This window comes from Tsukamurella sp. PLM1 (assembly GCF_023168325.1).
GTDB lineage: Bacteria > Actinomycetota > Actinomycetes > Mycobacteriales > Mycobacteriaceae > Tsukamurella.
On record NZ_AP025688.1, the window covers coordinates 3,185,145 to 3,211,243 of the forward strand.

Consider the following 26,099-nt stretch of genomic DNA (forward strand, 5'->3'; position numbering starts at 1 on the left):
CGGGAGCACGCCGCGGGTCGCGCGGCGCAGGCGTCCAACGTATCGCCGGAACCGCCCGCGCGCGCGGGAACCGTCAGACGATCGCCCAGACGATGAGGACCATCGCGAAGCCCACCACCGAGAGGATCGTCTCGAGCACCGACCACGTCATGAGGGTCTGCTTGACCGTCATGTTGAAGTACTTCGCGACGATCCAGAAGCCGCCGTCGTTGACGTGACTGAGGATGATCGAGCCGGCCGAGATGGCGATCACGATCAGCGCGATCTGCGCCTGCGAGTAACCGCCCGCAGCGACCGTCTCGCCGATGATGCCGGCGGTCGCGGTGATGGCCACCGTCGCCGAGCCCTGGGCGATGCGCAGCGCACAGCTGACCAGGTACGCCGACACGATCAGAGGCAGACCGAGGTCCGACATCGAGTGCGTGAGCGCCGTGCCCACGCCGGTGGCCTTGAGCACCGCGCCGAACAGGGCGCCCGCGCCGACCACCAGCAGGATCATGCCGATCGGCTTGAGTGCCGCACCCGTCATCTCCGCGAGCTGCGTCGCGGTGATCCCGCGTCGGATGCCCAGCAGGTAGAAGGCGACCACCACGGCGATCGTCAGCGCGATCGCGGGCGTGCCGAGGAACACCAGGACCGAGTACGGCTTCGTGCCCGGATCGAGGGTGACCGAGCCGAACGTGCCGCCCAGGATGAGCAGCATGGGCACCGCGATGATGAAGGCGATCAGACCCAGCGACGGCTGGTCCTTGCTCGCGTGCGCCTCCTCGGGGACGAACTCCTCCGGGACGTCGACCTGGACGCGCTTGCCGATGAACGAGCCCCAGACCACGCCGGAGACGAACCAGGCCGGGATGCCACAGATCAGGCCCATGATGATGATCCAGCCGAGCGAGGTGTGCAGCAGGCCGGCGGCGGCGACGGGCCCGGGGTGGGGCGGGAGGAACGCGTGGGTCATGGACAGGCCGGCGAGCATCGGCATCGCGTACAGCACCAGCGACTTGCCTCCGCGCTTGGCCGTGACGTAGACCAGCGGCGCCAGGATGAAGATGCCGATGTCGAAGAACACCGGGATGCCCAGGATCAGACCGGTGACGCCCATCGCGAGCGGGGCGCCCTTGGGGCCGAAGATCCGCAGCAGCCAGCTGGTGAGCACGTCGGCGCCGCCGGAGCGTTCCAGAATGGCGCCGAGCACCGTGCCGAGGCCGATGATCGGCGCGATGTGGCCGAGGATGCCGCCGAACCCTGTTTCCAGGATCGATTGGGCGGCCCCCTTCTGCGGCGAGCCGACGAGCTTCTCCACCGAGACACCCGCGATGAGCGCGAGGCCGACGGACACCAGGATCAGCGCGATGAAGGGCTCGAGCTTGACCTTGATGATGAGCAGTAGCAGCACGGCGATGGACACCGCAGCGAGGGTCAACAACCCGCCGGTGTCGTGCTGCAGCCAATCGATGGCCGAGGACATGGGTGGTTCTCCTGATTCTGGAAGGACTAGAGCGCGGCGACGAATCGTGCGGCGCGGGTGGTGATGTCGGCCCAGTCGCCGGCGGCGACGGTGGCGGGGGCACGACGGACGTGCCGGCGCAGACGGCGATCGCGCCGGCACCCAGGAACTCGCTGGCGTTGGCCTCGCTGACGCCGCCCGACGGCAGCAGCGGCAGACCGGGGAAGGGGCCGTGCAGGTCCTTGAGGTACCCGGGACCGAACGCACGGGCGGGGAAGATCTTCACGGCCACCGATCCGAGGGTCGCGGCGCGCGCCACCTCGGTGGGCGTGAGCGCGCCGAGGAAGATCGGGGTACCGAGGTCGCGCGCCGCCTGCGCGACCTCCTCGTTCACGTCGGGCGTCACGAGGAACCGCGCGCCCGCGTTCACCGCGTCGCGCGCCTGCGCCGCGGTACGGACGGTGCCCACGCCCAGGTTCGTCCCCTCGACGGCGGCCGCCCGCTCGAGGTGCCCGAGCACGCCGGGCGTGGTGAACGTGAGCTCGACGGTGCGGATCCCACCGTCGGCGAGGGCGCGGCAGAGCGCCGCGGCATCGGGCAGCTCGGGCGCGCGCACCACGGTGAGCGCCCGGTCGGCGGCCAGATCATCGAGCAGGCCGGAGTATTCGGTCACGGTTACAGGACCCCTTCGTCGGTCAATCGCAGCGCGCCGCCCGCGAGCTCGCCGGTGAGGTTGCCGTCGTCGAGCGCGGCCACACCGCGGACGAAGACGTGCGTGAATCCCGCTGCGGGCGTGCGCGGGTCGTCATAAGTGGCGCGGTCGATCACAGTCTCGGGATCGAACAGCGCGAGGTCGGCGGCGTAGCCCTCGCGGACGAGGCCGCGTCGGACCAGGCGCAGGCGCCGGGCGGCCCGGCCGGTGAGGTGGCCGACGCACTCCTCGAGACTCATCAGCCCCAACTCACGGCTGTAGTGGCCGAGGTACCGGGCGAACGTGCCCCACGCGCGCGGGTGCGGCTTGCCGCCGACGAGCAGCCCGTCGCTGCCGCCGGTGTGCCTGGGGTGGCGCATGATGGCGCGCACGTTCTCCTCGTGCCCCACGTGCTGCAGGATCCCGGTGGCGAGCTTGTCGTCGAGCAGGATCCGCACGCACACGTCGAACGGGTCGCGCCCCTCGTCCGCGGCGATCCGCTCGATGGTGCGGCCCACGTAGCCGGCGAGGGCGTCGTCGCCGACACCGCTGATCTCGATGGTGTCCCACTCGGCGATCACGCCGTGGCAGCCGTCGGACCCGGTGTGCTCCAGGTGTTCTCGGATCCGCGCCAGCGCCTCGGGGTCGCGCAACCGCGCGAGAGTGGCGTCGGCGCCGCCGGACGCCGCCCAGCTGGGCAGGATCGCGGCCAGCGTGGTGGCGCCGGGCAGGTACGGGTACGTGTCCAGGGAGACGTCCGCGCCGGCGGCGACGGCATCGTCGAGCAGTGCGAGCAGTTCCGGCGCGCGGCCCTTGTTCGGCCCGAAGTTGAGCGTCGCGTGCGCGAGGTGCAGCGGGCAGCCGGTGCGCCGCGACAGGTCGATCATCTCGGCGTAGGCCTCCATCGCGCCCGCGCCGTAACTGCGGTGATGCGGCGAGAAGTAGCCGCCGAGCTCGCCGGTGGTGCGCATCAGCGCCGCCAGCTCGGCGTCGTCGGCGTACATGGCGGGCGTGTAGGTCAGGCCCGTCGACAGGCCCACCGCGCCCTCGCGCAGGCCCTGCGCGAGGATCTCCTGCATCCGTTCCACCTCGGCAGGGGACGCGACACCGTCGTGGAATCCCCGTGCGAGCGCGCGCAACAGGCCGTGTGGCACGAGGTAGGCCAGGTTCGTGGCCGTCTTCGCGGCGTCGATGTGGTCGAGGTACTCGCCGACGGTGCGCCAGGAGAAGTCGAAGTCCTGCGGGTCGGTGTTCCACCCGGCGATCTGCCGCCGCACGACGGCGAGCGTGGCGTCGGAGACCGGCGCGTAGCTCAGGCCGTCCTGCCCGATCACCTCACAGGTGACGCCCTGTGTGATCCGGGACGGGTGCTCGGGATTGAGGAACACCTGCAGGTCGGAATGGGCGTGCATGTCGATGAAACCGGGGCTGAGCACGAGACCGTCGGCATCGATCACCCGGCGGGCCGCGCCGAGGTCGGTGCCGATCGCGGAGATCGTGCCCCCGGTGATCGCCACATCGGCGGTGTAGCGCATCGATTCGGTGCCGTCGACGACGGCGGCACCGCGGATCAGTGTGTCGTGCATGGTCATTCCATCCCGGATCAGAAGTACGTCGAGATCAGGTCGACGACACGGGGGTTCTCCGAGTCGTCCGCCACCACGGGGATGACCCGCCACTTGTCGAACACCGTGCACGGGTGGCTCAGCCCCACGCGCACCACGTCGCCGACCACCAACGGATCATCGGACTGCAGGCGCAGGAACGCGTGCTGATCGTTCACCGCGGAGATCGTCGCGTGGATCGGCCGGGACGCTTCCCCGAGACCCGTTGCCGCGACCTGCGGTTCGGGCAGCCCCTCGTCGAACGACACATCGCGCCGGCCGATATCGAGGAGGGCCAGGCCGGGCTCGGGACGAGAGATCACGCGGGCCCACACGTGCATCGCCGACGTCAACTGCGGCGCGTCGCTCTCGCGACCCGACGGCGTGATCCCGCGGTAGAAGCCGTCGTCGTGGATGATGTACGCGCCTGAGCGGACCACGACCCGCGCGTCGTCGATGTCACCGAGAACCGCCGCGACCCGGTCGAAGTAGGCGCTGCCGCCGGCGGAGACGACGATCCGCCCCTCGGGGTAAAGGGGACGCAGCCGCGCGTGCAGGTCCTTCAGGCTACGCAGGTAGTCGTCCACTGTGCCGAGCGACTCGGCCGACGTGTCGTGCGCGAAGGCACCCTCGTACCCGGTGACGCCGCCGAGCCGGAGCCGGCCGGAGGCCGCCACGCGTTCGCCGAGCGCGTACCCCTCAGCGACGGTGCGCGCCCCGGTGCGGCCGCCCGGGCCGCCCAGCTCGACGAGGACGGTGAGCTGCCGGGTCGCGCCCGCGAGGCCGCGTTCCAGTGCGTCGACGGTGCCGAGCCCGTCCGCCCAGACCGTGACCTCGAGATCCGGATCCGCGTCCAGGGCCTCCCCCAGCCACTGCAGGCCCGCCGGGTCGGCGATCGCGTTGGCGACGTGCAGGTTCTGGAACCCGGCCGCCACAGCGACCTGCAGCTGCGGCAGGTTGGCGACCGTGATGGCCGTGGATCCCGCGTCCAGCTGCTCCCGCCACAGCTGCGGCGCCATCGTGGTCTTGCCGTGCGGCTCCAGGTCGAAGCCGTGGGCGGCGATCCACCGGGCGAACTCCGCGATGTTGCGATCCATCGCCGCACGGTCGAGCACGAGCACCGGGGTGGACAGGTCGGACAGGCGCGGCCCACGGGCGAGGAAGTCGGCCGTCTTCATGCCATTAGCCCACGCCGGCACCGCCTTGTCGGCCAGACTCAGCACAGCCGGTCGCGCGTCGATCCCGTCGGCCATCATGCTCCCCAATCTGCTACGTTGCACATGTTGCAATCCGTGTTGCGTGATTCGTATCACAGACGGTAGCATCGAGACGAGCACCTGCACAACCACCTGACTTCGAAAGGCGCGAGACGGTGACGAACCCTTGGATCGCGTGCCTCGGCGAGCCGCTGGCACTGGTATCGGCGGCCGACCTCGACGCACCTGCGCCGCCGATGCACGCGGGAGGGGCGGAGGCGAACGTCGCGTCCGGCGTCGCCACCCTCGGCACGTCGACCGCGTTCCTCAGCCGCGTGGGGGGCGACGCGGAGGGCGCGCGGATCCTTGCCCACCTGCGCGCACACGGGGTCGACGTCGCGGCCGTCGAGACGGACCCGGCCGGATTCACGGGCCGGTACGCCAAGACCGAGGGCGTGGATGCGGACGGCGAGCCCGTGACCGCCAGCACCTACCGCCGCGCGGGCTCCGCGGCCGCGGCGATGGGCACGGACTTCCTCGCCCACCCGGCCGTCGCCGCCGCGCTGCAGCGGGCCGCGATCGTGCACACCTCCGGCATCACGCCCGCACTGTCACCGTCGTGCGCAGAACTGGCACTGGCGCTGCTGCGGGACCGCACAGGCATCGCCGGCACCGTCACGTTCGACGTGAACTGGCGCGAACAGCTCTGGCCCGGAGGCGATCCCGCGTTCGTAATCCGGCTCGCCCGATACGCCGACGTGGTCCTCGTCGGCTCCGACGAGGCGGAGCGGGTCCTCGGCACGGGCGACCCGGCCGCGGTCCGAGCCCTGCTGCCCGAGCCGCGGACCGTCGTCGTCAAAGACGGTGCGCTGCGCGCCGTCGCCGTCTCGCGCGCGGGCGAGCAGGTGTCGGTCCCGGCCCTGTCGGTCGAGGTCGTGGAGCCCGTGGGCGCTGGCGACTCGTTCGCCGCCGGATTCCTGCACGGCCTCGCGCACGACGAGGACGTGCGCACCTGCCTGCGCCGCGGCCACGCCGGCGCCGCCGCCACCCTGACGGTGCGCGCCGACTTCGCCACCCTGCCGCCCGCGGCCATGACCGCCCTGCTGACCTGCACCGATGAGCAGTGGGCGACGGCGTACGTCGGCACGGGCGGAGTCCAGGTCGGCGGCGAGACGTACCCGGCACCGCGCGAGAGCGGGGCGGCATGAGCCAGAGCCTGACCCGAGCCCTCGAGATCCTGCGCCTGCTCGGAGAGGCACCCGCGTCGCTCGACGAGCTCGCCGACGAGCTCGGCGTGCACAAGACCACTGTGCTGCGCCTGCTGCGGCCGCTCGTCGACGCCCGGTTCGCGTATCACGACGAGGCTCACCGCTACCACCTCGGATCGCGCGTGTTCGACCTCGCCGCCCGCGCTGCCGAGCAGCGCGGGATCCGCGAGGTCGCGTCGCCGCACCTGATCGCGTTCAACCGCGAGTACGGGCGCACCACCCACCTCGCGGCGCGTGAGGGCGACGCCGTCGTCTACATCGACAAGCTCGAGTCGCGCGACCTCATCCGGATGTACTCGCGCATCGGCATGGAGGTCAACCTGAACTCCAGCGCCGTCGGCAAGCTCATCCTGTCGACGCTGCCGGACGACGAGCTCCGAAGGTTCGTCGAGGGCATGGATTTCACCCGCCGCACGCCGAACACCATCGTCACAGCCGAGGCGTACCTGGCCGAGATCGACCGCGTGCGCGCGCAGGACTGGGCCGCGGACCGCGAGGAGAACGAGCCCACCATCAACTGCATCGGCGCACCCGTACGCGACGCCTCGGGCACCGTCGTCGCCGCGGTGTCCGTGTCCGTCCCGGACGTCGTGCTGCCGTTCGACGAGTTGCTCGACCTGCTCGAGCCGCTGCGCGCGACATGCGCGGCCATCTCCGCCGACTGCGGGTACCGCCCGCGGTAGAAGACCTCCCGGACACCCCGGGTGACCGAAGAAACAACAGATCAAGGAGTCCCCATGACCGCCACCGCTGTCTCGACCACCGACGCCCCCGCCCCCGCGCACTTCTTCAGCCAGGGCGTGCGGCGCGGCAACTTGCTGCAGGTCTCGGGCCAGGCCCCATGGACCCGGCCACCAACCAGTACATCGCCGCGGGCGACGTCAAGGAGCAGACCCGGCGCACGCTGGAGAACGTCAAGGCGATCCTCGAGGCCGGCGGCGCGTCGGTCGCGGATGTCCTGATGTTCCGCGTGTACCTCACCACGCGCGACGACTTCGCGCCGATGAACGAGGTCTACGGCGCGTTCATCGCCGAGAACGTCCCCGAGGGCGCCGCGCTCCCCTGCCGCACCACCGTGTTCGTCGACCTCCCGCACGAGGTGATGCTGGTGGAGATCGACGCGCTCGCCGTCCTGGACTGAGCCGAGCCTCGCGCCGACGGCGGGCATTTCCGGCGTCGCGCGGGCGAACCGGGTGTCGGGCCGCCGCCGTCCGGGCAGGACGGGTGTCTGGCCGCCCGGTCGTGCGCAGAACGGGTGCCTGAGCCGCCGGCACACGGGCAGAACCGGTGCCCGAGCCATCACGCACCCGTTCTGCCCGTAGACACCCGGCATGCAGGGTGTCCGTGCGCATTTCGGGTGTTCCAAGTGCCGCTTGTGTGTATTCCGGCTGCCTGAGCCTTTCAGCACCGTGCAGAACGGGTGCCTGAGCCGCCATCGCACGGGCAGAACGGGTGCCCGAGCCGTCACACACCCGTTCTGCCCGTAGACACCCTGCACGCAGGGTGTCCACGCGCATTTCGGCTGTTCCAGGTGCCGGGTGCCGGGTGCCGGGTGCGAGCATTTCCGGTGTCGCGCAGACCGATCCGGTGCAGTACCGCCACCGCCGGGCAGAACGGGCCCTGCATGGAGCACCCCTATTGAAACATGCATAAGTTGCAATGTATTGTTTCTTCGGGATTACCGACAGGAGGCACGCATGGGTGGGCACGACCACGGCACCGGAGGCCACGCCGGGCACGATCACGGAGTGAGCGCGGACGCCGACAAGCGCTGGCTGAGCATCGCGCTGGCGCTGCTCGTGGCCTTCATGGTCATCGAGGTCACGATCGGCGTCATCGCGAGTTCGCTCGCCCTGATCACGGATGCCGCGCACATGCTCACGGACGCGGCGGCGATCGTGCTCGCCCTCATCGCGATCCGCATCTCCGCCAGGCCCGCGCGCGGCGGCTACACCTGGGGTCTCAAGCGTGTGGAGATCCTCTCCGCCCAGGCCAACGGCATCACACTACTCCTCCTCGCGGCGTTCTTCGTGTACGAGGGAGTCGCCCGGCTGATCACTCCCCCGAGGTGGACGGCCCGCTGGTGTTCTTCACCGCCCTCGCCGGCTGCGCCGTGAACCTCGCGGCCACCTGGGCGATCCGCCGCGCGAACCGCACCAGCCTCAACGTCGAGGGCGCGTACCAGCACATCCTCAACGATCTGTACGCATTCATCGCCACCGCCATCGCGGGCGCCGTCATCTGGGCCACGGGCTGGGGGCGGGCGGATGCGATCGCCGCACTGGTGGTCGCGGCGCTCATGCTCAAGGCGGGTTGGGGCCTGGTGAAGGCGTCGGGCCGGGTGTTCCTCGAGGCCGCGCCCGAGGGCATCGCCCCGGCCGCAGTGGGGCGCGACGTGGCCGCGGTCCCGTCGGTCGTCGAGGTGCACGACCTGCACATCTGGGAGATCACCTCAGGCCAACCCGCGCTCTCGGCTCACGTCCTCGTCGCCACCGAGGCGGAGTGCCACGGCGTCCGCGCGCAGATCAGCGGCATGCTGCACGCCGAGTACGGCATCGACCATGCGACGCTGCAGGTGGATCACGCCGGCGCCGAGGAACACTGCAGCGAACCGCACGGCGAGGCGTACCCCGGTCAGGCCCCGCTGAAGGGCGGCACCACGTAGCACGGCACCGGTCGCGGATGGCGCGGGTCGAGCGCGTTCAGCACCATGTACGCCGCGCGGCGTGAGCCCGCGATCGCCAGGTGGTCGGAGAGGTCCGGCCGCACGTGTCCTGTACGACGATGTTGGTCACCGTGGTTCCCGGCGGGCCCTCCAGTTGCCCGCTGGTGTACGGCAGCACCAGCTCGTCGTAGCGGGTGGAGATGTTGGTGTACTCGACGCCGCGCGCGTAGGGCGTGCCGCCGGCCCAGACCCGGTCGAGGAAGCGCGACCCCGGCAGCATGTCGCCGATCGACTCGAAGACCGGGAAGTACGGGTCGCGGACGCCCAGACCGCGGACGAAGACCGAAGCCGCGCGCCCCAGGTCACCACCCGTGCCGCGCCACAGCGGTGCGAGGGAGACGTACTTGCCGACCGTCGACGCTCCGCCGAGGTTCTTGACGTAGTACGACGGCATCAGCGTGCCCTGCGAGTGGCCGACCAGGTCGACCTTCCGCGCGCCGGTTGCCTCCAGAACGCGTTCCACGAATGTCTTCAGTTGCTCGGCGCTCGACACCAGCGGCCGCGTCCCGCCGATCTGGTTCACCGGCCAGGGCGCACCCGGGAGTGCGCCGTAGGTGAAGCTGAATACGCAGTAGCCGTTGTTCTTGAGCAACGGGGCGTAGGCACCCCAGTTCGTCTGCGCGCCGCCGCCCGTGCCGTGCACCAGCACGACCGGGGCGGGGTGGCGCGCCGTCGGCCTGCAGGAATAGTCATTGGATCCGGGCAGTGCGCCGTTCGGATTCGACAGTTCCGACGCGATGCCGGCGAAGAAGTTGAAGTTCTCGGGCAGTGGCGCCGCGTCCGACGGTGCCGCGCTCACCAGCGCGGCCACCGCCGCGACGGCGAGTCCGTGAATCAATGTGCGCAATCCGGTCACGCTGTCGAACGCTAGCCGACCCGCCCCGATCGCGATGCGAACTTGTAGAACAAGTTCTATACGTCTCGACGGTGGAAAGCCGCTGCGCCCACGCCGAACAGAACGACGGCCCACACGCCGACCACCGCGATGCTCGACCACGCGCTTGGCCCCGCGAGGGCACCGAGCCCGTTGGACGCGGCGTTCTGCGCGTTCGCGAACAGCAGCACCCGGCGCAGCGAGGCGCCGAGTTCCTCCCCCGCGAACAACGACAGGTTCTCGATGCCGCCCGCCCACACCAGGATCACCGCGAGGGCGAGCGCGCCGCCGCGCAGCAGCGCGCCCAGGCCCACGGCGATCAGCACCGACAGCCCCACGATCGCGGGCACCACCACGAGCGGCGCGAGGTCGCCGGACAATCCGAGCTCCCCGGTCGCCCCGCGTGCAGCGGCCTTGAACACGTACGTTGCCGCGATCACCAGGAGCATCGACCACACGGCGGCCACAACGCCGTTGACCAGCGCCTTCGCCGCGAGGACGGTCGATCGCCGCGGGGTGGCCGTGAGCGTGACTTCGATCAGACCCGTGCGGTACTCGTCGGTGACGGCGAGCGCTGCGATCACCATGAGGATCATCGTGCCGATCGCCGGCACTCCCTGCCCCCCGACGATGCCGCCGATCGCCATCCAGTTGTCGGCGAAGGTCGGCACGTCCGCCGCCGGGCGGCGCGTCAGCCCGAACAGCGCGGCGTACCCGAGCGCGACGACCACGGTGGCGACCGCCCCGCCGCGCACCGCGCGACTCGTCGCCAGTTTGATCGCTTCGGACCGCATCGCCCCGATCACGCCGCGCCGCCCCACGACGAACAACCGCGGAACGCGGTCACCGGATCGGTCAGCGCGAAGTAGGCGTCCTCGAGGGTGCCGGCACCGACGAACTCGTCGAACGGCGAGTCCGCCAGCACCTTCCCGCCGCCGAGCACGATGACGTGGCCGGTGAACTTGGCGGCCTCCGCCAGCACATGGCTCGCGATCAGGACGGTGCGCCCCTCGTCGGCGAGGTCGCGCAGCAGGCCGCCGATCCACCGGATCCCCTCGGGGTCGAGACCGTTGGTCGGTTCGTCGAGGAGCAGGATCGGAGGGTCTCCGAGCAGCGCGGCCGCCACCCCGAGGCGCTGCTGCATGCCCTGCGAGTACGTCCCCACCCGACACCCGGCGACCCCGTCGAGCCCGACCATACCCAGGACGTCGTCGACCCGACGCCGCGCGACGCCGCTCGCGGCGGCCATGGCGCGCAGGTGGTCGCGCGCGGACCGCCCGGGCGCGGGGCGCTGCGTCTCGAGCAGCGATCCGACGGTGCGGATCGGGTCGGAGAGGTCGCGGTACGCGCGCCCGGCGACGGTCACGGTGCCCGATGTGGGTCGGATGAGGCCCAGCGCGGCTTTGAAGGTGGTGGTCTTGCCCGCGCCGTTCGGCCCGAACACACCGGTCACCACGCCCGGCCGGGTCGCGAACGACACGTCGTCGAGCGTGGTGACGGCATCGAACCGCTTGGTCAGCCCCGTTGCGACGATGCGAGGGCGGTCAAGGGATTCGGCCACTAGCAGGTGGTGCGGAACTCAGCGGCCAGGTTGCAGACGGTGCCCTTGGTGAGCTTCCACGAGTCGCCGACCGCCACCCAGTGCAGCGGCCAGGTCTTGGTCTGGCCGGTGGTGCGCAGGCTCACGGCGAGCGTGGCGTTGGTGTTGCCACCGCTCGTCGACGCCCCCTGCACCTGATACGGGTTGAACGCCCACTGGAAGGTGTCCCACAGTGCGGAGATGTTGTTCGCGCCGGTGAGAGCGCTGGGGTCCGCGAGCTCCGCCGTGCGGGTGGAGACCGGAAGGGCGCGATTCATGACGATCTGCAGCTTGGCCTGCAGCTGGGACGCCGACGGTGCCGCGGGCGCGGCCTGCGCAGCGCCTGTACCCATCAGCTGAGCGGACGCCGCCATCGCGACGACGGCGGTGCCGGCGGCGACGCGCCGAATAATTCCGTGAGCCATCACAACCTCTTTCTGGATTGGCTAACCTAATTTAGGGTGACCATAGCCCAGAGGTTCACCGATGACAAGATCAGGCAACGGTCGAAGATCGGACACGGCACCGGCGGGCGACACGCCGGTGGATCAGCGCCGGTTCCGTATCCGATTCCTCGGCGCCGGAAACGAAAGCGCCCCCGGCCTGTGACCGGGGGCGCTTCACCAGTGGAGCCGCCGGGAATTGAACCCGGGTCCTCCGTCATTTCTACGGGGCTTCTCCGTGCGCAGTCCGCTGTGTCTCTACTCGGATCTCCCCATCTCACGGACGAGCGGGGATGACGATCCCAGTCGCTGTGTGATGTCCCTCACGATGCCGCGACCGCACCGTGAGGTGATCCCTCTAGCTGATGCCAGGAACCGGGCCGAGGGCGAACCCGGGCTGACAGACTCGCCTGGCTGCTTAGGCAGCGAGAGCGAAGTCGCGCTGATTGGAATCGGCGCTTAATTGGTTGCCGCGACGCTTACGGTGGTCTCCAGCCTGCACCGGCACGCTTCCCCCGCGTCAACAAACGAAGTCGAAACCGATCGGCCCCTCATCGCCCGCCTCAGCGGAAGCCCACCCTCACGGGGTGGAAGTTCCATACTACCGCACCGACATCGCCGCCTGTCCAGTGATTATCAGACGGTGCGCACGCGCACCCCGGCGGTCGACGCGCTCATGTTGGCAAGCACGACCAGAAGGATCGCCCCCACCCGGTGCGCCCACGAGACGACCTTGGCCTTGTTCTCGACACTCATGGATCACTCCTCACTTGAGTCCCACAAGTCACATCAGCAACTCGTATCTCAAGTGAACGCCCGTGACCCTGCGAACTCAACGCGCCACGCCGCGCACCGTCGGAAAGAAATCAGCCGCGCATGCCCTTGACGCGCCGGCCCAGCTCCCGGACCAGCTCGCGCTCGGCGGTGCGGCGCGCGATGTCCTGGCGCTTGTCGTAGTCCTGCTTGCCCTTGGCGAGCGCCAGTTCGACCTTCACGCGGCCGTCGTTGAAGTACATCGACAGGGGCACCAGCGTCTGGTTGCCCTCGCGGATCTTGCCCGTGAGCGAGTCGATCTCGCGGCGGTGCATCAGCAGCTTGCGGGTGCGGCGCGGCGTGTGGTTGGTCCAGGTGCCGTTCCCGTATTCGGGGATGTGCAGGCCGCGGAGCCAGACCTCGCCGTCGTCGATCGTCGCGTAGGCGTCCACCAGCGACGCCTTGCCCTCGCGCAACGCCTTGACCTCGGTCCCCACCAGCACCACGCCGGCCTCGAAGGTGTCGAGGATGGCGTAGTTGTGGCGCGCCTTGCGGTTGCTCGCGATCACCGAGCGCCCCTTCTCCTTCGCCATCGCGATTTCCTCTCGTACTGCCGGCGGTGCGGCTGGACAACCACTCCATCGTACGGGGATTCGACGGTGCGCGGAAAGCGACTTATCGGCGGGGCGCCGCGCGGCTACTCCCGCACGTAGAACCGCAGCGTGACGTACGCGGTGACGGCGGCGAAGCCGGCGCCCACGAGGATCAACCAGGGCGAGACCAGGAGCACGTCGGTATTGGTGATCCGCGCCAGGATGTTCACCCCGTACATCTCGCGGAGCGCGCGGTCGAAGAACAGCGACTTGCCGAGGAACAGACCGCCGATCGCGAGCACGGCGCCGATCACCGCGGCGAGTACCGCCTCCAGCAGGAACGGCAGCTGGGTGTACCAGCGGCTCGCGCCCACGAGCCGCATGATCGACACTTCCGTGCGGCGCGTGTAGGCCGCGACCTGCACGGTGTTGGCGATCAGCAGGATCGCCGCGACGGCCTGGATGAGGGCGACGAAGAAGGCCGCGTTGCGCGCGCCGCCGAGCACGGAGAAGACCCGCTCGACCAGTTCGCGCTGGTCCTGCACGCCGGACACGCCCGGCTGGGTCTTCACCGCGTCGATCACCGCGGAGAACCGGTTCTCGTCGCCCACGCGCACCTTGAAGGACGCCGGCAATACGCCCGGGCGCACCAGCTCGGCCAGCTCCGGCTGGTCGGCGAACGTCTTGGACTTCGCCGTCTCGAGGGCCTTCTCCTGGGAGATGAAGTCGATCGAGTCGACGCCCGGCTGCGCCTTGATCTTCGACTCGATGGCCTGACAGACCTCTTTCTGGCAATTCGGATCGTCGGCGGCGACCTTGTCGTCGACGAACACCTGGATCTCGACGCGCTGCAGGAAGATGTCCTGGCTCTTGTCGGCCATCCGCACCACCAGCAGGCCGCCGCCGAACAGGCCGAGCGAGATCGCGGTGGTGAGGATCATGGCGATCGTCATGCTCACGTTCCGGCGCAGGCCCGTGAGGACCTCGCTGGTGATGAAGCTGGCACGCACGTGGAATCAGTCCTTCGAAGTCGTATCAGTCGGCGGGTCTCAGCGGCCCAGGCCGTAGACGCCGGTCGCGTCGTCGCGCACCATCTCGCCCATGCGGAACTCGATCACGCGGCGGCGCATCGAGTCCACGATGTGGCGGTCGTGCGTGGCCATGACCACAGTGGTCCCGGCCCGGTTGATCCGGTCCAGTACGTCCACGATCTCGGCGGAGGTGTCGGGGTCGAGGTTGCCGGTGGGTTCGTCCGCGAGCAGCAGCAGCGGCCGGTTGGCGATCGCGCGGGCGATCGCGACGCGCTGCTTCTCGCCGCCCGACAGCTCGTCGGGCATCCTGTTCGCCTTGCCGCCGAGCCCGACGTAGTCGAGCACCTGCGGCACGGTCCGGTCGATCACGGTGCGGGGCTTGCCGATCACCTCGAGCGCGAACGCCACGTTCTCCGCGACCGTCTTCTGCTGCAGCAGGCGGAAGTCCTGGAACACGCAGCCCAGCGACTGCCGCAGCTGCGGCACACGCCTCGCCGACAGCTTGTTCACGTGGAACTCCCCCACATGCACGTCGCCCGTGGTCGGCTTGTCCTCCTTGAGCAGGAGCCGGAAGAACGTCGACTTGCCCGAACCCGACGGCCCGATCAGGAAGGCGAACTCCCCCTTGCCGATCTGCAGCGACAGGTCGCTGAGCGCCGGCCTGGCCGACGCCTTGTACTTCATCGTGACGTTCTCGAGCGTGATCACGGTCGCCCAGTGTACTGACGCCCGGCGCTAGCCCGGCGCAACCGTCGTCGACGGTGCGCCGCCGGGAGTGGGAGGCTCGGTCGTCGCACCCGGGATCTCCGGCAGGGGAACTCCGCCCGGCAGGACGATCCCCGGCGCGGAGGTGGTCGCCGACGCCCCCGTCATCGGTGCGACCGGCTCCCCCGAGCGGCCGGGGTTCGTCGACGACGGTGCGCCGGACTCCCCGCCGCGCCGCTCGGCGCGACCGCGCTCGACGGTTCCGGGCCGGGCGTGGTGGTGATCGGCGCGTCGTAGGTGGGCTCCTCCTGCGTGGGCGCGGGCGCGGTCGTGGTGGCGACGGGCGTCTGCCCGGTGCGCCGCTGCTCCTCGGGGACGAACTGCGCGTACAGGTCGAGGTACCACCACATCAGCCCCAGGAACACCAGGCCCAGCACGACGGTGCTGGTACGGGCCCGGGTGTGCGGGATCGTCTTCGGGATCCGCTCCCACGCTGTCGGGACGGGACGGGTGGGTTCGGGCTCGGCCCGGTCGTCCCCGGACGGGCCGCCGGGGGCCTGCGAGGGCTCGGTCATTGCGGCCGCACCTCCTCTTCGTCCTCGACGGTGTCGGTGACCGGCGAGACCTCGATGCCGGCCGTCGCGAGGCTGCGGACGATGCGCTCGCGCAGATTGCGCCCGACCTCGAACTGCTTGCCGGGCAGCGTGCGCGCGACCATCCGCAGGTTCACCCGATCCAGGTCGATCGACTCGATGCCCATGAGGGTGGGCTCGTCGAGCAGCAGCGTCGACATCATCGGGTCGTTGTAGGCCCGCTCGCCGACGCGGTGCAGCAGGGTGTTGACCTTGCCCATGTCGACGGTCTTCGGCAACGGGATGTCGACGACGGCACGCGCCCAGTCCTTGGACAGGTTGGTGGCCTTCACGATTTGCCCGTTGGGGACGGTGATCACCTCGCCGTCGGTGTTGCGCAGCTTGGTCACTCGCAGCGTGACGTCGGAGACGGTGCCCTCCGCCTCCGAGCCACCGGTGAGGCTCAGGTTCACCACGTCACCGAAGCCGTACTGGCGCTCGGTGATGAGGAAGAACCCCGCCAGCAGGTCCTGCACGATCCGCTGCGCTCCGAAGCCCAGCGCCGCCCCGATGACGGTGGCCGGCGCGACCAGTGCGTTGATCGGCACGCCCAGCGCCTTCACCACCTGGTAGGCGACGAACAGGTAGATCGCCGCGATCGCGACCCAGCTGATCACCTGGATCAGCGCGTGCTGGTGCTTGGCCGACTCCGAGCGGACGAGGGAGTCACTGTTCTTGAACTGGGCGTCGATCCGCATGGTGACGCGGGCCGAGGACCAGTTGACGAACCGGTTCGCCAGGACCGCGGCGACTATCCACAGCGCGATCGGCAGCACCCGCTGGAACATGAGGAGCCGCCACCCCGTGACATCGGGGAGGAAGGAGGTCGCGAGCAGCGTGCTAGTCGTCATCGCCGCGCATCCGCCAGCGGATACCGGCCTCGATGAAGCCGTCCAGGTCACCGTCGAGCACCGCCGACGGGTTGTTGACCTCGTACTCGGTGCGCAGGTCCTTGACCATCTGGTACGGGTGCAGCACGTAGGAGCGCATCTGATTGCCCCAGGACGCGCCCTCGTTGGTCTTGAGAGCGTCCATCTGCGCGCGCTCCTCCTGCCGCTTGCGCTCGAGCAGCTTGGCCTGCAGGACCTTCATGGCCGAGACCTTGTTCTGCAGCTGACTCTTCTCGTTCTGGCAGGTGACGACGATGCCCGTCGGGATGTGCGTGAGCCGCACCGCGGAGTCCGTGGTGTTGACCGACTGGCCGCCCGGGCCCGACGACCGGTACACGTCCACGCGCACCTCGTTCTCGTCGACGTCGATGTGGTCGGTGGTCTCCACCACGGGCAGCACCTCGACCTCGGCGAACGAGGTCTGGCGGCGGCCCTGGTTGTCGAACGGGCTGATCCGCACGAGGCGATGGGTGCCCATCTCGACGGACAGCGTGCCGTACGCGTAGTCGGTCTTCACCGCGAACGTCGCGGACTTCAGGCCCGCCTCCTCGGCGTAGCTGGTGTCGTAGACCTCCACGCCGTAGCCGTGCTTCTCGGCCCAGCGGACGTACATGCGCATGAGCATCTCGGCCCAGTCCGCGGCGTCGACGCCGCCGGCGCCGGCGCGGATGTTGACCAGCGCGTCGCGAGCGTCGTACTCGCCCGAGAGCATGGTCTTGACCTCCATGGCCTCGATCTCGACGCGCAGCTGGGCGCGGTCACCGTCGGCGTCCTCGAGGGCGGCCACCCGGTCGTCACCCTCCTCCGCCTCGGCCAGCTCGTAGAGCACCGGCAGATCGTCGAGACGCTGGCGCAGGTCGGTGACGCGGCGCAACTCGGCCTGGGCGTGGGAGAGCTGGCTGGTGACCTGCTGCGCGTTGGCCTGGTCGTTCCACAGCTCGGGGTCGGACGCCTTGTGTTCCAGCTCGTCGACGCGGCGGCGCAACTCGTCGAGGTCGATCACCTTCTCCACCGTCTGCAGGGTGGTGTCGAGGCTCTCGATGTCTGCGGTTACGTCAGGATGCACAGTCACTCAGGATACTGGCCCCGCGCGCCGCGCGAGTCCGGCCGCGCCCTTAAGGTCGCCTCATGGCCGGATGGGAGCTGGTGATCGTCCTCGTCGCCGGCGTCGGCGCAGGATTCATCAATTCCCTCGTCGGCAGCGGCACGCTGATCACCTTCCCGACGCTGGTCGCCTTCGGCGTTCCGCCGGTGACGGCGACGATCAGCAACGCCGTCGGCCTCGTCGCGGGCGGGGTCTCCGGAACCTGGGGTTACCGGCGCGAGCTCTCCGGGCAACTCGCGCGGCTGCGCTGGCAGATGCCGGCCTCGGTCGCGGGTGCGCTTGTCGGCGCGTTCCTCCTGCTGCACCTGCCCGAGACCGTCTTCGAGACGGTCGTCCCGGTCCTGCTGGTGCTCGCGCTGGTCCTGGTGGTGCTGCAGCCGCGCATTCAGAGGTGGACGGCGCCACACGACGATGCCGCGGCGACGTCGGGCGGCCGGCTCGCGGCGCTCGTCGCCGCCACCTTCACGATCGGGGTGTACGGCGGCTACTTCACCGCCGCGCAGGGCATTCTGCTGGTCGCTGCGATGGGGGTCCTCGTACACGACGACCTGCAGCGGCTCAACGCGGCCAAGAACCTGCTCTCGCTGCTGGTGAACGTGGTCGCGGCGGTGTTCTACCTGGTGGTCGCGTTCGACCGGATCGACTGGCCGGTGGCCGGGGTGATCGCGGTGGGATCGCTGGCCGGCGGCGCGCTCGGGGCGCGTTTCGGCCGACGCCTCTCGCCCACCGCCCTTCGGGCCGTCATCGTCGTGGTCGGGACCATCGGGCTGTGGCGCCTCCTCACGACGTAGTGCCCCTCAGAGCGCGGGCGGCTGCAGCGATCCGAGCTGCCAGGAGCTGTCGACCTTGCCCACTTTGTAGTAGACGGGCAGCCGGTCCCCGACCTCCGGCCAGCGCTCCGTGAAGTCGACCACGAGACGCCGGTAGACGTGCGTGGGCGCCGTGGTCGGGCCGACGATGCTGCCCGAGACGGTCACGAACGCCTGCCCCTTCTGATCGGGTTCGACGGGGCGCGGGCTGACTCCGGTGAGCGTGAGCTCGCCGTCCTCCATGCCCGGCCCGGCCGGCGCGGTGCCGAGTGTCCCCTTCTTCGAGCGCTGCCACATGATCACCAGCGCGGCGAGCATCACGGCGAGCATCCCGATCCAGACCAGTTCCATATGTCCAGATTACCGACGCTCCGGGAATCGGTGCCCCAGCGCCGGTCGTGGGCGCGCTGCCCGGCCTCGGCTACCGTTCACGCATGTCGAGCGCACCGTCGAACTCCGCTGCCCCCGCCCTGCACCCCGACCTGGCCCTCGCTCTGGAACTGGCCGACGCCGCGGACGAGCTGACCATGGCACGGTTCGGCGCCCTGGACCTGAAGGTCGACGCGAAGCCCGACCTCACGCCGGTCTCGGACGCCGACCTCGCGACCGAGACCCTGATCCGCGACCGCCTCGCGGTCGCGCGTCCCGGCGACGCGGTGCTCGGCGAGGAGTTCGGCGGCGAGCCGGTGTTCTCGGGACGGCAGTGGGTGATCGACCCGATCGACGGCACGAAGAACTACGTCCGCGCCGTGCCGGTGTGGTGCACGCTGATCGCGCTCCTCGAGGACGGGGTGCCCGTGGTCGGCGTGGTCTCGGCGCCCGCGCTGCGCCGCCGGTGGTTCGCCTCGGCGGGGTCGGGCGCGTTCACCGCGTTCGACGGTGCCGAACCCCGCCGGATCTCGGTATCGGGCGTGCGCGAGATCGCCGACTCGTCGATCTCGTTCTCCGACCTGTCGTACTTCCCGGACGCCGGTTCGCGCGAGCGGTTCCTCGCCCTGGCCGCCGACGCGTGGCGCCTGCGCGGCTACGGCGACTTCTGGAGCTACTGTCTCGTGGCCGAGGGCGCCGTCGACATCGCGGTGGAACCCGAAGTGTCGCTGTGGGACCTGGCCGCCGTCGAGATCGTGGTCAGGGAGGCCGGGGGCCTGTTCACGGGCACCGACGGCACTCCGGGCCCGCACGCCGGCTCGGCCGTCGCGGCGAACCCCGAACTGCATCCGCAGGTGCTGCGCCGTCTCAACGCGTGACACGCCGGGCGGTGTTTCGTCCCAACTCTTGGCACCGAACTTACCGCGGAGTAAGGTCGCTCCTGACTGATGAGTAAGTTGGCGATACCGGCACCGGGATCAGCTCCCCGCGCACGGCCGCCACATGGACGAGATGGTGGAGATGAGCACGTCAACCGATCCCCGCGACACCAGCGCCATCGGGAAGAACCCGATCCGGCGCAACCCCACGGGCCAGCTGATCCGCGCCCTGATGGCCGTGGTCCAGACGCCGTTCGTGCAGAACCGCGGCCTACAGGACGTGGTGAACCGCGTCGCCTACGAAGGCACCAAGCACGGGTTCAAGGCACTCGGCGCGGCCAACCGCTCCTTCAAGGTGGTGGCCGGCGGCGGTAAGCCGAAGCGACTCGGCTCGAGCACGAGGTCGAACTACGACCTCACCCCCGACGACGAGCAGAAGATGATTGCCGACACGGTCAAGGACTTCGCGGCGGAGATCATCCGCCCCGCGGCGTTCGACGCCGACGCCGCGACGAAGGCCCCGGAGTCGCTGCTCGAGCGCGCCACGGAGCTCGGTATCACGATGATCAACGTGCCGGAGGAGCTCGACGGCGCCGGCACCGACCGCGGCGTCGTGACCAACGCCCTGGTCGCCGAGGCCCTCGCCTACGGCGACATGGGCCTCGCCCTGCCGATCCTGGCGCCGAGCGGCGTCGCGGTCACGCTCTCGCAGTACGGATCCGACGGCCAGCAGCAGACCTACCTCACCGAGTTCGCGGGCGAAAAGGTGCCGCAGTCCTCGGTGGTGATCAGCGAGCCCGGCGCGCTGTTCAACCCGTTCGCACTCGCCACGAAGGCCACCCGCACGTCGGGCGGGTTCGTGCTCACCGGCGTGAAGTCGATGGTGCCGCAGGCGGGTACGGCGGAGCTGTTCGTCGTGGCCGCGGAACTCGACGGCAAGCCCGCCCTGTTCATCGTGGAATCCGGCAGCGAGGGCGTCATCGTCGAGGGTGACCCGAGCATGGGCCTGCGCGCCGCGTCGCTGGGCCGCCTGAACCTGAACAAGGTCAAGGTTCCCGCCACCGCGCTACTGGGCGAGGTGGACCTCGACACCGCCGCGCAGAACTACACCGAGGTCGTGCGCCTCGCACGCCTCGGCTGGTCGGCGCTGGCGCTCGGAACCTCGCGTGCCGTACTGGATTACGTCACCCCGTACGTCAAGGAGCGGGAGGCGTTCGGCGAGCCGATCGCGCACCGTCAGGCGGTGGCGTTCGCCGTGGCCGACATGGCGACCGAGATCGACGGACTGGAGCTGTTGGTGTGGCGCGGCGCCTCGCGCGCCGAGCAGGGCCTGTCGTTCAGCCGCGAGGCCGCGCTGGCGCGGAAGTTCGCCACTGACAAGGGAATGAGGATCGGCCTGGACGGCCTGCAGTTGCTCGGCGGCCACGGCTTCACCAAGGAGCACCCGGTGGAGCGCTGGTACCGCGACCTGCGGGCCGTGGGTATCGCCGAGGGCGTCGCCGTCCTCTAGTCCGACTCCTTCTCACGAAAGAACCATCATGGCAATCAATCTGGAACTCCCCAAGAAGCTGAAGGCGTCGGCCGAGATGTCGCACCAGGGTGCGGCGGAGATCTTCCGCCCCATCTCGCGCAAGTACGACCTCGCCGAACACGAGTACCCCAAGGAACTCGACACCATCGCGGCGCTCTACGACGGACTGGCCGACGCGGGCCAGGCACCGTCGGCGGCGAGTGGCGACCGTAAGAAGGGCGAGGGCGAGGAGAAGCCCAAGCCCAAGCCGGCCGACGTCACCGCGGGCAGCCGCAACGGCGGCACCATGGAGTCGATCATCAACGCGATCGAGATGTGCTGGGGCGATGCGGGTCTCATGCTCGCCTTCCCGTACCAGGGCCTCGGCAACGCGGCCATCGCCGCGGTGGCCACCGACGAGCAGCTCGAGCGCTTCGGCAAGGTCTGGGCGTCGATGGCGATCACGGAGCCGTCGTTCGGCTCGGACTCCGCCGCCGTGACCGCGACCGCGGTGCGCGACGGCGACGAATGGGTCCTCAACGGCACCAAGATCTTCGTGACGTCGGGCTCTCGCGCCGATCACATCGTGGTGTGGGCGACCGTGGACAAGAGCGCCGGCCGCGCCGCGATCAAGTCCTTCGTGGTCCCCCGGGAGCACCCGGGGTCACGGTGGCCCGGCTCGAGCACAAGCTGGGCATCCGCGCCTCGGACACCGCGGAGATCCGCTTCGAGGACTGCCGCATCCCCTTCGAGAACATCCTCGGCAGCCCCGAGGTGAACGTGGAGAAGGGCTTCGCCGGGGTCATGCAGACCTTCGACAACACCCGCCCCCTCGTCGCCGCCATGGCGATCGGCGTCGCGCGGGCGTCGCTGGAGGAGCTGCGCACCGTCCTGGAGGACGCGGGCATCGTCATCGACTACGACGCGCCCGTAAACTCCCTGCCGCACGCCGCGGCCGAGTTCATCCGCCTCGAGTCCGATTGGGAGGCCGCCTACCAGCTCACGCTGAAGTCCGGCTGGATGGCCGACAACAAGGTGCCGAACTCGATGAACGCCTCGATGGCGAAGGCGAAGGCCGGCCGCGTGGGCTCGGACGTGACGCTCAAGGCCGTCGAGCTGGCCGGCGCGCTCGGCTACTCCGAGCGCACCCTGCTGGAGAAGTGGGCGCGCGACTCGAAGATCCTCGACATCTTCGAGGGCACGCAGCAGATCCAGCAGCTGATCATCGCGCGCCGCCACCTGGACCTCACGAGCGCACAGCTCAAGTAGTCCACCGACACCGCCCGAACGGGGCGTCGCCACGCACGCAGTGGCGGCGCCCCGTTCACCGTTCCGTGACCTTCGATTCACGTGACCGCGACCACAAAACACCTGTGATTACCATCACTTTCCGCAGGTCATTACGCATGCAAGCTATTGTTAGCAATCGTCGCCGTGACCTGGACTTACCGTCCTCACAGGCTACCGTGACCGGACCGTTACCAAACCGCGACCATCCCGAAGCGGGGATGACACCGCGCCGATAGCCCCTAGTGTTCTTCTCGACCCGCTGAGCGGGAACACAATTGAATCCACGAACCCGCGTGTGAGTGGGCCCGCCGCCGAAGTGATCTCAGATGTACCGGCGCCGGACCGCGGAGACCGACGCACCACGTCGATCCGCAGGTTGAACGCTCTCCCTTCAGCCCACTGCCGTGCCCGACAGAGAAGGCGCGGCCCATTTCTTCCCCGACACCTCTGCCCCAATCGGGCTGTGTCCTGGCATGCGCACGGCGAAAGGAACACCTTGAAGAACATCCGTAAGACCCTGGGCATGATGGCCGTCACCGGCGCGATCGTCGCCGCTCCCGTTGCCTTCGGCACCGGCGCAGCGAACGCCGACAGCGTGAACTGGGACGCCATCGCGGCCTGCGAGTCGGGCGGCAACTGGTCGATCAACACCGGCAACGGTTACTACGGCGGCCTGCAGTTCAGCCCGTCGACGTGGCGCGCCAACGGCGGTTCCGGCCTGCCGCACAACGCCTCGCGTGCCGAGCAGATCCGCGTCGCGGAGAACGTTCTGGCCTCGCAGGGCATCGGCGCGTGGCCGAGCTGCGGTGGCCGCGGCTAGTCCGCACCCACTGACGTCGCCTGTGGCGGCCGACCCGAACCGGGTCGGCCGCCACAGGTGTTTCTGCGCCCGCGGGCGGGTTCTGCCACAATCGCGGGGTGCGCGGGCGAATGCGGGTGCTGATCCTTCTCACCGGCCTGTACTTCGCCCAGGGCCTCCCCTTCGGCTTCTTCACCAACGCCGTCCCCGTGCTGCTGCGCGACGCAGGCCTCTCGCTCACCGCGATCAGCCTGACCTCGCTGCTGTACCTCCCGTGGGGCCTGAAGTTCCTCTGGGCGCCCGCGGTCGACCGGCTCGGCACCCGCCGCCGGTGGCTGCTCGCGACGCAGCTCGGCTCGGCCGGCGTCGCCTTCGCTCTCGCCGCCACCGACCTCACCGGTTCTCTGCGGTGGCTGTTCGTCGCCATCGCGGCCATCAACCTGCTCTCCGCCACGCAGGACGTGGCCACCGACGGTCTCGCGGTACGCCTGCTCGACGCCCGCGCGCGGGCCTCGGCAACGGCATCCAGACGGGCGCGTACCGCGTCGGAATGATCGTCGGCGGCGGCGGCCTGCTCTGGATCTTCGCGGAGGGCGGCTGGCGCGTCGTCCTGCTCACCCTGGGCGGGCTCATCCTGCTCTGCACGCTCCCCGTCGTGTTCCTCGTCCGGGACGAGCGGCCCGACGGTGCGCGGCGCACCGTCGAGCCCCGGACGCGCGGCCTGGCGACGGCCTGGTTCGCGCGGCTCCGGCGACCGGGCGTGCTGACGCTGATCGGGGTGCTGGCGGCGTACAAGTTCGGCAACGCGATGGCGTCGTCGATCGCCGGGCCGTTCCTGCACGACGTCGGGCTCAGCCTGAAGGAGATCGCGATCGTGAGCGGGGCGCTGAGCTCCGCGGGCGCACTCGCCGGTTCGGCGGTGGGCGGCTGGGTGGCGTTCCGGCACGGCCGGCGGCGGGCGCTGATCTTCGGCGGCGTCAGCCAGACCCTCGCGGTGAGCCTGTACGTCGTCGCCGCGCTCGGGATGGGCGGCGGCGCGACGGTGATCGCCGCGACGGTGCTGGAGCACGTCTTCGGCGGGGCCGCCCTGGTCGCGATGTTCACGCTGATGATGGATGCCTGCGAACCGGACGACGCCGGCGCCGATTACACGCTGCTCGCCAGCGCCGTGGTCGCCACCCAGGGGATCGCCGCGTTCGCGGGCGGCGCAAGCGGCGACCTGCTGGGCTACGCGAGCACCTTCGCCATCGGAATGGTGCTGTCCGGCATCGGCTGCGCCGTCTTCGTGCGGGCGCTCGACCGCGGCGCCGGACCCCGGACGATCACGACGTGGCACCGCTCCGATCCGGTTCCCACACCATGAGCTCGTCCGCCGTGCGGAACCCCGCGCGCCGGTACAGCGCAACCGATTCCGCACTCGGTGAGAGCACCAGTCGACGGTAGCCACGATCGCGGGCCAGCTGCTGCGTCGCCAGGATCAGCGCGCGTCCGTGCCCCTCCCGGCGCGCCGCGGGCAGCACGAACAGGTGCCCGACGTACCCCCACGCCGTCGACTCCTCCCCCGCGCGGGGCATTCGGACGTACTCGTGCAGCGTCACCATCCCCGCGACGGCCGTGGACGCCCGGTTCCCGGACAGGAGCACCGTGCGGCGGTCCCGGACCCACCAGTCGCGGACACGGTCGACGAAGCCGTCGTCGTCCGGGACCGGTTCCCCGCCCGACGTGGCAGTCCATGCCGTGCGGAGTGCTGCGACGATCCCGGCATCGCGATCGGGCTCGGCGATCCAGACGTCCATGCTCGCCACCCTAACGAGCCGGCAGACGGCTGTGCGGTGGATACGTGCCGCTGGAGCGGGCACTATCCACCGCACCTCGAGCGCGCCGATCAGGCGGGGACGGGCTCCTTCGGCTCGTCCGACCCCGACGCGTTGCGGGCAGCGATGTCGGCGAGCGAGTCCGCGGACTCGAGCACCCGGTCGCGCCGGTACTGCACGAACGAGTACGCGAACGCGGCGATCCAGCCCGCGACGATCAGGATGTACACCACGCGCTGCGCGGCGGGATCGAGGGCGAGCCCGCTCTTGCCGATCAGCGTCTTGGCGTTGGTCAGCACGATCAGGCCACCGACGGTCGCGCCCAACAGCCGCGGCGGGAAGTGGCGCACGAGCCACGCCGCGATCGGCGCCGCGATCACGCCGCCCAGCAGGATCGCGCCAGCGGCCGCGAAGTCGACACCCTCGCCTCCGAGGTTCGCGAGGAAGCCGAGGGAGGCGGCCAGCGCGATGAGGAACTCGCTCGTGTCGATGGTGCCGACCACCTTGCGGGGCTCCATGCGGCCCGACGCCAGCAGCGCCGGAGTACCGACGGGGCCCCACCCGCCGCCACCGGTCGCGTCGACGAATCCGCCGAAGAGCCCCAGCGGGGCCAGGAAGCGCGACTTGAGCGGCTTGCCCAGGTTCTTGGTGTCGATGCCGCGGAAGGTGAAACGCAGCAGCACGTACAGGCCGAGTAGCAGCAGGATCGTCGACATCAGCGGCTTGGCGACCTCGGTCGAGAGGTTGGACAGCACCGTCGCGCCTGCGAACGCGCCGATCGCGCCGGGCAGGCCGATGCGGCGCACGACCTTCCAGTCGACGTTGCCGAAGCGCCAGTGCGACGCCCCCGAGACGGCGCTCGTACCGATCTCCGCGAGGTGGATCGTGGCGCTGATGGCGGCGGGCGACAGCGTCGTGAGGGCCACCAGAAAGGTGGTCGCGGTGACGCCGAACGCCATGCCCAGGCTGCCGTCCACGAGCTGCCCGAGCAGCCCGACGAACGCGACGATGACCAGTGTCGGCATGTGTGAACTCCTGTGGCTGAAGCGGACGAGGGGACTCGTCCGTGCATGACAGGCCACTCTGCCGATCCC

General features: G+C 70.0%; 21 protein-coding genes, 1 other RNA gene and 6 pseudogenes. 10 read left to right on the forward strand and 18 right to left on the reverse strand.

The window, feature by feature from the left end:
- Positions 1-73: 73 nt before the first annotated feature.
- From MTP03_RS16355 to MTP03_RS16370, 4 genes and pseudogenes are all read right to left on the reverse strand, one after another.
- Entirely contained in the window at positions 74-1,468 is a 1,395-nt protein-coding gene (locus MTP03_RS16355; RefSeq protein WP_248489134.1) for a GntP family permease, read from the reverse strand.
- 26 nt (positions 1,469-1,494) lie between these two features.
- A pseudogene (locus tag MTP03_RS16360) lies at positions 1,495-2,120 on the reverse strand (bifunctional 4-hydroxy-2-oxoglutarate aldolase/2-dehydro-3-deoxy-phosphogluconate aldolase).
- Between the two features lie 2 nt (positions 2,121-2,122).
- Positions 2,123-3,724: an amidohydrolase family protein gene (locus MTP03_RS16365; protein ID WP_248489135.1), complete on the reverse strand. Its 1,602-nt coding sequence runs from the start codon at positions 3,722-3,724 to the stop codon at positions 2,123-2,125.
- Between the two features lie 17 nt (positions 3,725-3,741).
- Positions 3,742-4,995, reverse strand: coding sequence for an amino acid deaminase (locus MTP03_RS16370; RefSeq protein WP_371820984.1), 1,254 nt, complete (start codon positions 4,993-4,995; stop codon positions 3,742-3,744).
- 119 nt (positions 4,996-5,114) lie between these two features.
- Here MTP03_RS16370 and MTP03_RS16375 point away from each other — a divergent pair, with 119 nt between their 5' ends.
- The 4 genes and pseudogenes from MTP03_RS16375 to MTP03_RS16390 all read left to right on the forward strand — a co-directional run bounded on the left by MTP03_RS16375 (position 5,115) and on the right by MTP03_RS16390 (position 8,871).
- Positions 5,115-6,146 (forward strand): sugar kinase, encoded by a 1,032-nt coding sequence (locus tag MTP03_RS16375; protein WP_248489137.1) that lies wholly within the window; start codon positions 5,115-5,117, stop codon positions 6,144-6,146.
- Entirely contained in the window at positions 6,143-6,889 is a 747-nt protein-coding gene (locus tag MTP03_RS16380; protein WP_248489138.1) for an IclR family transcriptional regulator, read from the forward strand. Before MTP03_RS16375 ends, MTP03_RS16380 begins: the two co-directional genes overlap by 4 nt.
- Positions 6,890-6,943: 54 nt before the next feature.
- Positions 6,944-7,347, forward strand: a pseudogene (locus MTP03_RS16385) (RidA family protein).
- Positions 7,348-7,903: 556 nt separating this feature from the next.
- Positions 7,904-8,871, forward strand: a pseudogene (locus MTP03_RS16390) (cation diffusion facilitator family transporter).
- Here MTP03_RS16390 and MTP03_RS16395 read toward each other — a convergent pair.
- The 11 genes and pseudogenes from MTP03_RS16395 to prfB form a co-directional block, all read right to left on the reverse strand.
- Positions 8,841-9,778 (reverse strand): annotated as a pseudogene (locus MTP03_RS16395) (esterase/lipase family protein). The pseudogenes MTP03_RS16390 and MTP03_RS16395 overlap by 31 nt on opposite strands.
- Before the next feature lie 65 nt (positions 9,779-9,843).
- On the reverse strand, positions 9,844-10,599 hold the full coding sequence (locus tag MTP03_RS16400; RefSeq protein WP_248489139.1) for an ABC transporter permease subunit: 756 nt from the start codon (positions 10,597-10,599) through the stop codon (positions 9,844-9,846).
- 8 nt (positions 10,600-10,607) lie between these two features.
- Positions 10,608-11,366, reverse strand: coding sequence for an ABC transporter ATP-binding protein (locus MTP03_RS16405; protein WP_248489140.1), 759 nt, complete (start codon positions 11,364-11,366; stop codon positions 10,608-10,610).
- Positions 11,366-11,809 (reverse strand): hypothetical protein, encoded by a 444-nt coding sequence (locus MTP03_RS16410; protein ID WP_248489141.1) that lies wholly within the window; start codon positions 11,807-11,809, stop codon positions 11,366-11,368. The genes MTP03_RS16405 and MTP03_RS16410 overlap by 1 nt, the downstream gene beginning before the upstream one ends.
- Positions 11,810-12,008: 199 nt before the next feature.
- Positions 12,009-12,378: a transfer-messenger RNA gene (gene ssrA, locus MTP03_RS16415) on the reverse strand.
- Positions 12,379-12,693: 315 nt separating this feature from the next.
- On the reverse strand, positions 12,694-13,173 hold the full coding sequence (smpB, locus tag MTP03_RS16420) for an SsrA-binding protein SmpB (RefSeq protein ID WP_248489142.1): 480 nt from the start codon (positions 13,171-13,173) through the stop codon (positions 12,694-12,696).
- Between the two features lie 104 nt (positions 13,174-13,277).
- The gene (gene ftsX, locus MTP03_RS16425; RefSeq protein ID WP_248489143.1) at positions 13,278-14,183 is read right to left on the reverse strand and encodes a permease-like cell division protein FtsX; all 906 of its coding nucleotides are present in this window, start codon (positions 14,181-14,183) and stop codon (positions 13,278-13,280) included.
- Between the two features lie 39 nt (positions 14,184-14,222).
- On the reverse strand, positions 14,223-14,912 hold the full coding sequence (ftsE, locus tag MTP03_RS16430; protein WP_248489144.1) for a cell division ATP-binding protein FtsE: 690 nt from the start codon (positions 14,910-14,912) through the stop codon (positions 14,223-14,225).
- A gap of 161 nt (positions 14,913-15,073) precedes the next feature.
- Positions 15,074-15,484: a hypothetical protein gene (locus MTP03_RS16435; RefSeq protein ID WP_248489145.1), complete on the reverse strand. Its 411-nt coding sequence runs from the start codon at positions 15,482-15,484 to the stop codon at positions 15,074-15,076.
- Positions 15,481-16,392 (reverse strand): mechanosensitive ion channel family protein, encoded by a 912-nt coding sequence (locus MTP03_RS16440; RefSeq protein ID WP_248489146.1) that lies wholly within the window; start codon positions 16,390-16,392, stop codon positions 15,481-15,483. The genes MTP03_RS16435 and MTP03_RS16440 overlap by 4 nt, the downstream gene beginning before the upstream one ends.
- Entirely contained in the window at positions 16,382-17,497 is a 1,116-nt protein-coding gene (gene prfB, locus MTP03_RS16445; protein WP_248489147.1) for a peptide chain release factor 2, read from the reverse strand. Before prfB ends, MTP03_RS16440 begins: the two co-directional genes overlap by 11 nt.
- A 62-nt stretch (positions 17,498-17,559) precedes the next feature.
- On the opposite strand from prfB, the gene MTP03_RS16450 reads away from it, so the two are divergent.
- The gene (locus tag MTP03_RS16450) at positions 17,560-18,327 is read left to right on the forward strand and encodes a sulfite exporter TauE/SafE family protein (protein ID WP_248489148.1); all 768 of its coding nucleotides are present in this window, start codon (positions 17,560-17,562) and stop codon (positions 18,325-18,327) included.
- Between the two features lie 6 nt (positions 18,328-18,333).
- Here MTP03_RS16450 and MTP03_RS16455 read toward each other — a convergent pair whose 3' ends face one another.
- Positions 18,334-18,696 (reverse strand): hypothetical protein, encoded by a 363-nt coding sequence (locus tag MTP03_RS16455; RefSeq protein WP_248489149.1) that lies wholly within the window; start codon positions 18,694-18,696, stop codon positions 18,334-18,336.
- An 83-nt stretch (positions 18,697-18,779) separates the two neighbouring features.
- Between MTP03_RS16455 and hisN the strand changes: the two genes are divergently transcribed.
- The 5 genes and pseudogenes from hisN to MTP03_RS16480 all read left to right on the forward strand — a co-directional run bounded on the left by hisN (position 18,780) and on the right by MTP03_RS16480 (position 24,554).
- Positions 18,780-19,592, forward strand: coding sequence for a histidinol-phosphatase (hisN, locus tag MTP03_RS16460; protein WP_248489150.1), 813 nt, complete (start codon positions 18,780-18,782; stop codon positions 19,590-19,592).
- Positions 19,593-19,725: 133 nt separating this feature from the next.
- Positions 19,726-21,102 carry an acyl-CoA dehydrogenase family protein gene (locus MTP03_RS16465; RefSeq protein ID WP_371820985.1) on the forward strand — a complete coding sequence of 459 codons (1,377 nt, stop codon included), beginning with the start codon at positions 19,726-19,728 and terminating at the stop codon, positions 21,100-21,102.
- A gap of 28 nt (positions 21,103-21,130) precedes the next feature.
- A pseudogene (locus MTP03_RS16470) lies at positions 21,131-22,371 on the forward strand (acyl-CoA dehydrogenase family protein).
- Positions 22,372-22,888: 517 nt separating this feature from the next.
- Positions 22,889-23,212: a transglycosylase family protein gene (locus MTP03_RS16475; RefSeq protein WP_248489152.1), complete on the forward strand. Its 324-nt coding sequence runs from the start codon at positions 22,889-22,891 to the stop codon at positions 23,210-23,212.
- Between the two features lie 110 nt (positions 23,213-23,322).
- Positions 23,323-24,554: pseudogene (locus MTP03_RS16480) on the forward strand (MFS transporter).
- On the opposite strand, the gene MTP03_RS16485 reads toward MTP03_RS16480, so the two are convergent.
- Positions 24,514-24,987, reverse strand: a complete 474-nt coding sequence (locus tag MTP03_RS16485; RefSeq protein WP_248489153.1) for a GNAT family N-acetyltransferase — start codon at positions 24,985-24,987, stop codon at positions 24,514-24,516. The pseudogene MTP03_RS16480 and the gene MTP03_RS16485 overlap by 41 nt on opposite strands.
- A gap of 89 nt (positions 24,988-25,076) precedes the next feature.
- Complete coding sequence (locus tag MTP03_RS16490) at positions 25,077-26,030, reverse strand: sulfite exporter TauE/SafE family protein (protein ID WP_248489154.1); 954 nt, start codon at positions 26,028-26,030, stop codon at positions 25,077-25,079.
- Between the last annotated feature and the right edge of the window lie 69 nt (positions 26,031-26,099).